The sequence below is a fragment of the uncultured Capnocytophaga sp. genome, from assembly GCF_938029845.1.
Lineage (GTDB): Bacteria > Bacteroidota > Bacteroidia > Flavobacteriales > Flavobacteriaceae > Capnocytophaga.
On record NZ_CALHGG010000003.1, the window covers coordinates 1 to 4,750 of the forward strand.

The following is a 4,750-nucleotide window of genomic DNA, read 5'->3' on the forward strand; positions in this document are numbered from 1 at the left end:
TCTTCCTTGTCATAAACTAACAAATTGTCCTTATCTCTACTGAGATTAGGTCGCTCGCTTAGGTCATACTCCCATTCGTGGAGTGGTACATTCCCATCCCATAGAAAACGCTTGATGCGCTTGCTGCTTAGGTTTATCTTTGCCGTACGTCTGCCGAGGGCATCATACTCAAAGGCAAAATGAACTTCAATTTTATAAATTTATATCCATCTTCCTATATTCATATTTTCAATAAAAAAGGATAATTGCCCTTGTGTTATTCTACCTTCATCATAGAAAGATTTCATAATATCTCCATATTTTTGTACATCATCAGCACATCCTATTTTACTTCCTAATAATTTTACAGCTTCTTTATAAACTGAATTTGAAGAAGTCTTATCAGCAAGTATTTCTATTATAATTTGCACAATTTTATCCATTAATTCTTCATATTTTTTCATACCTTCCTCTGCTTCTTCTCTTGTTTCATAAGATACTTCATCTAATATTGAGAAAGTACATTGTATTTTTTCTAACTGATCAAAATAATTATTCATATCAAGTATATTTTAATGATGTTTATTTACTATTGTATATGCCTCTTTAGGAATTTCACCATCAATTAGAACTTCTATATCTTTAGTAGCATAGTAATAAGCTTTACCTTTTAATCTTTTACCTGTTTGAGGGTCAATACCATTTGATATATCTATAACTTTTTCAGGATCAATCTTATCTGTGTCTATTGCTATAATAAGCGAATGATTATAAAATTCAGCTCTTTTTATATCTTTAGAAGTAGATATATATTGAGTATTTAAATTTCCATCGTCAACATGTTCTTGAATACTATAATTAGCATTAATATCTTTAGGTTGAATATTTGTGCCATTCTTTATAGCTTCTTTTTGTTTGGGATGGATACCACGATACACAATAACTAACCCCCAAACATCCACCTCTGTATTACAATCAAAAGTATACCCATAGAAATTAGGATTATTCCCTGCCAACCTTATCGGGTCTTGGCTAATATAAGTACCGTTTTCAGGTGAGTAATAACGGAAACGGTTATAAGCTAACCCTATTTCCTCATCATAATACTGTCCTTGGTATAAGAAAGGAATAAACGAACTATCACCTTACCATTGGCATCTCTTTCAAGGCGATAACGCTCGCCTGCTTCATTGTAGGTAATTTCTCTCTTTTTTCAAGTTCTTAATTATTAATATGTATAGTTATCTGCCTTTTAAATGTTCTATTGGTAGAATCTCATCAAATGGTATTTTATTTGTAATAGCATCATTTTTTACTTTTTGAATAAAATCTTTGTTAATTTTGTTTGTTTCAATTCTTTGGATTATAGATAACTGTCTATTAATTTCATCTTTGATAAACATATTGTTATCTAAAATATATTCTATTTCGTCTGTTATTATTTTTATATTGTTTGATTTAATTAGAATTATTTGTTGAATTATATCATAAACATAATAAAAAGTAGTAAAAGATTTATTCTTTCTATTAATTACACAATTATAAGTAGTATCTAAGCAGATAATCATATTTAGAGCAATAACATTATCTTGTTCAGTCAGAAATAAACTCTCTAAATTTTCTAATTTATTTTCTATTGATAAGTCTCTCACATTATTATATAGGAAGTTCCATAAATAGTTTTTCATTCTGAATAAAATGTTAATAGTTTCTAACCTAAAGAAGCTTTTATTAAACAAAGAGAACATTCTCTCTGTGTTCCAAAGAGAATATAAAGTATATTCATTATAAGACATTTCATCAATTTTCTCTTTTTTTATATCTTCAAATACCATAGAGGATAATTTTAATGATTGTGCCTGTGCCTGTTGGTTTACCTCTGTGCGTACGCACTCTCCCCACTCATTGTAGGTGTGTTGCAGCTTTGCACCCAAACTACTTTCCATCGCTGTGCGATTGCCATAAGCATTGTACTGATGGGAGATGCGATGCCCATTTTGAGTTTCTGCTACAATACGCCCTAGCACATCGTATTCCCAAAGCGTCTGGCTGGTAGGGTTTTCCCTTGGGTTATGCGTCCTAACTTGTCGTATGTAAACCACTCGTAATTGCCATCATCGTAATTTACACTGCTGAGTTGCCCCAATATATTTACCTTTCCTTATCAGATATAGTAACTTGTTAAAAACATCCAAATCTAATTAGATATCAATACTTGATTATAGACCTCCTTTAATTTTTTTTCATATTTTTTTGGAGATGAGGAAAATTTTTTAATATACAACGATAATTTTTCAACATCATTTTTTAATAGGTAGTATTCTATCATAAACGATATAAAAGATGATTGTGGATATGCATAAATTTGAACAGGATAATTATCTAATTTAGGAATTCCTCTATAACGTATATCAGTGAATGTTGTAATATATAAAAACAAAAAAATCAAAAAGAACTTGTCCTTTAGGACTGACTCTGCTTCTGAAAGTGTGAAATTAACAAAATCAATTTGCTCTTGCACACCCTCATCTATACCTTTGGGATATTTATAATGTATCTGTAATTCTAATTTCTCCTCTATTTCACTTAATAATTCCTTGTATAGCTCCAAATTTACTATTTTATCAACTAAATCTACCATATTTATTATTTAATTAAATTAAACTTATCATCAAACATTTCTTTAATAATACCTTCTAACCATTCCTCTTCTTCATACACTATATAGGGTAATTTTTCATCTTTAACTTCTTGCAATCTATCATAAAGTATACTAATAAAGTTTCTCACATTAAAATGGGTAAAGGACTTTTCATATTTCAAGAGAATTTTTTCTAAATATATAAATATATCATTACAAAGTTCTTCTCGTATTTTATCTTCATTTAGATCTTTATATTTATCCAAGATAAATATAGGATCTATATCAAGATACTCTTCTTTTTTATAATATCTGGTATAAGATTTTATTTTATACTTTTCAATTTCCTCTATACCAAAAAATCTAAAAGTTATAAAAATAAAACATTTTTCTTGCTCATTGGTTATTTCTTTTCTAATCTTATACAGCCAATCTTCAGCAGAAAGTGCATCTAATATATAAGTTATGACTCTGTTCAAAACTATATTTTTTGAATGACTTTCTGTTGAATTTAATTGTTGTCTTATTTCTATTATCATAATCTATATTATTTGCTAACTTATACAGAATAATAAAATTTAATGAAAGCAAGTATTCCCTGCAGGAAGTTTACCATTCTTTTTATAATATCGTTTTAACATTTTTCTTTCAGTTTTTTGATTAGCTTTTTTTGAGCCTCCTTTTACAATTATTTTCATTTTTAAACCTATAGGATTCCCATTAACATCATAAGCATATACTTTATGTTTGCTTGCTCTACCCTTTGAGAGATTACTTTTTTTATATCTTTTTTTTGCATTTTTACTTTCTCCAATTTTATATATTTGCCCTTTTCGTAAGTAAACATATTGAGTTGTAGGTTTTCCATATTGAAGATCAGGATAATACCCATCTGAGTCTGCTACTAAAATATAAATATCCAACCCCCAAACATCCACCTCAGTATTACAATCAAAGGTATACCCATAGAAATTAGGATTATTTCCTGCTAATCCAATCGGGTCTTGTGAGATATAAGTTCCTGTGTGACAGTCGTAATAGCGGAAGCGGTTGTAGTATAGGTCTACTTCAATATCTTCATACTGCCCTTGGTAGCGGAATGGTATAAATCCTTTCTCACCGTTAAGGGTATGTATATTACCATAGAGGTCATACTCAGCACTCCACACCTTTTCTCCATTTTCATCATACGCTTCATACGGCGTTCCTAAGTGGTCGGTGAGGATAGAATACGATTTATCCCCTACAAGTTTAGCCGCAGGCACAAAGGAGTTCTCATCAAACACCCAAGTGATAAGATTATCAGTTACAGGCTCTTCCTTGTCATAAACTAACAAATTGTCCTTATCTCTACTGAGATTAGGTCGCTCGCTTAGGTCATAGATGATATATTATTTTAGCAAAAAGCAATGTCAGCTGTACCTATCTCTACAATGTTATAATTACCATCTTCTACTTTAATTTTAATGCCGCAACCATGTTCAATATCAAACTCTGTCCTAAATCCTAATCCGAATAATTCACATTCATTTTGTTCAAACAGAATGAAAATTTTTAATAGTTTTATCTCATCATATTCTATATTTATATGATAAATATTTTCACCCCATTCCTTAACAGCATCCATACATTTATTGTACCATTTTGAAAAGTTATCTATAAAATCAGCTATTTTTTTGCAATAACTATCACTTAATTTCTCTTCTGAAGCGTCCAAATCATCAGATAAGATTAGTCTAATTTTCTTATTTATTTTCCTAATAAAAATTTCTTTTGAAAGATCTTTATCAAACTTAATTTTTGTCTCTCTCATTTTTCTAATGGTATTTTTCATTCAATTCTTTTGCTTTATCTTTAGCAGCTTTAGTATCATATTCAACTCCAATTTCAAATTGTTTAACAGCTCCTTCATGAGGTAATTTTGCTTTGTGTTCTGAGGTATAAACTAATTGCATTATACATGAATTTGTTTTTTCATCATATGCTGCATGATGCCATACGACCACTGCTCGGTTTTAATCCGTACTTATTTTAAATGTAAAATTACAATTAATATTTCAATTTGCAAACATACGACTCCTCAGTAGCTTCCTCAAAAAGCTGCCCAAAACTCTTGTGAGAATGGTGATT

8 protein-coding genes are annotated in these 4,750 nt (G+C 29.7%); all 8 read right to left on the minus strand.

Annotated elements, in window-relative coordinates:
* Positions 1–200 precede the first annotated feature (200 nt).
* Positions 201–539 (minus strand): hypothetical protein, encoded by a 339-nt coding sequence (locus Q0625_RS00095; RefSeq protein ID WP_009642382.1) that lies wholly within the window; start codon positions 537–539, stop codon positions 201–203.
* Between the two features lie 12 nt (positions 540–551).
* Positions 552–1,109 carry an RHS repeat-associated core domain-containing protein gene (locus Q0625_RS00100; RefSeq protein WP_298822866.1) on the minus strand — a complete coding sequence of 186 codons (558 nt, stop codon included), beginning with the start codon at positions 1,107–1,109 and terminating at the stop codon, positions 552–554.
* 111 nt (positions 1,110–1,220) lie between these two features.
* Positions 1,221–2,081, minus strand: coding sequence for a hypothetical protein (locus Q0625_RS00105; RefSeq protein WP_298822853.1), 861 nt, complete (start codon positions 2,079–2,081; stop codon positions 1,221–1,223).
* Between the two features lie 95 nt (positions 2,082–2,176).
* Positions 2,177–2,620, minus strand: coding sequence for a hypothetical protein (locus tag Q0625_RS00110; RefSeq protein WP_298822855.1), 444 nt, complete (start codon positions 2,618–2,620; stop codon positions 2,177–2,179).
* A 5-nt stretch (positions 2,621–2,625) separates the two neighbouring features.
* A complete protein-coding gene (locus Q0625_RS00115; RefSeq protein WP_298822857.1) occupies positions 2,626–3,159 on the minus strand; it encodes a hypothetical protein in 534 nt (177 codons plus the stop codon).
* A gap of 39 nt (positions 3,160–3,198) precedes the next feature.
* Entirely contained in the window at positions 3,199–3,957 is a 759-nt protein-coding gene (locus Q0625_RS00120) for an RHS repeat-associated core domain-containing protein (RefSeq protein WP_298822858.1), read from the minus strand.
* 59 nt (positions 3,958–4,016) lie between these two features.
* Positions 4,017–4,454 (minus strand): hypothetical protein, encoded by a 438-nt coding sequence (locus tag Q0625_RS00125; RefSeq protein WP_009416155.1) that lies wholly within the window; start codon positions 4,452–4,454, stop codon positions 4,017–4,019.
* Entirely contained in the window at positions 4,438–4,575 is a 138-nt protein-coding gene (locus Q0625_RS00130; RefSeq protein WP_157049243.1) for a hypothetical protein, read from the minus strand. The genes Q0625_RS00125 and Q0625_RS00130 overlap by 17 nt, the downstream gene beginning before the upstream one ends.
* Positions 4,576–4,750 lie beyond the last annotated feature (175 nt).

Coding starts and splice junctions, on each gene's coding strand:
- Q0625_RS00095 (WP_009642382.1), bottom strand. CDS start 539: ATGAATAATTATTTTGATCAGTTAGAAAAAATACAATGTACTTTCTCA.
- Q0625_RS00110 (WP_298822855.1), bottom strand. CDS start 2,620: ATGGTAGATTTAGTTGATAAAATAGTAAATTTGGAGCTATACAAGGAA.
- Q0625_RS00115 (WP_298822857.1), bottom strand. CDS start 3,159: ATGATAATAGAAATAAGACAACAATTAAATTCAACAGAAAGTCATTCA.
- Q0625_RS00125 (WP_009416155.1), bottom strand. CDS start 4,454: ATGAAAAATACCATTAGAAAAATGAGAGAGACAAAAATTAAGTTTGAT.
- Q0625_RS00130 (WP_157049243.1), bottom strand. CDS start 4,575: ATGCAATTAGTTTATACCTCAGAACACAAAGCAAAATTACCTCATGAA.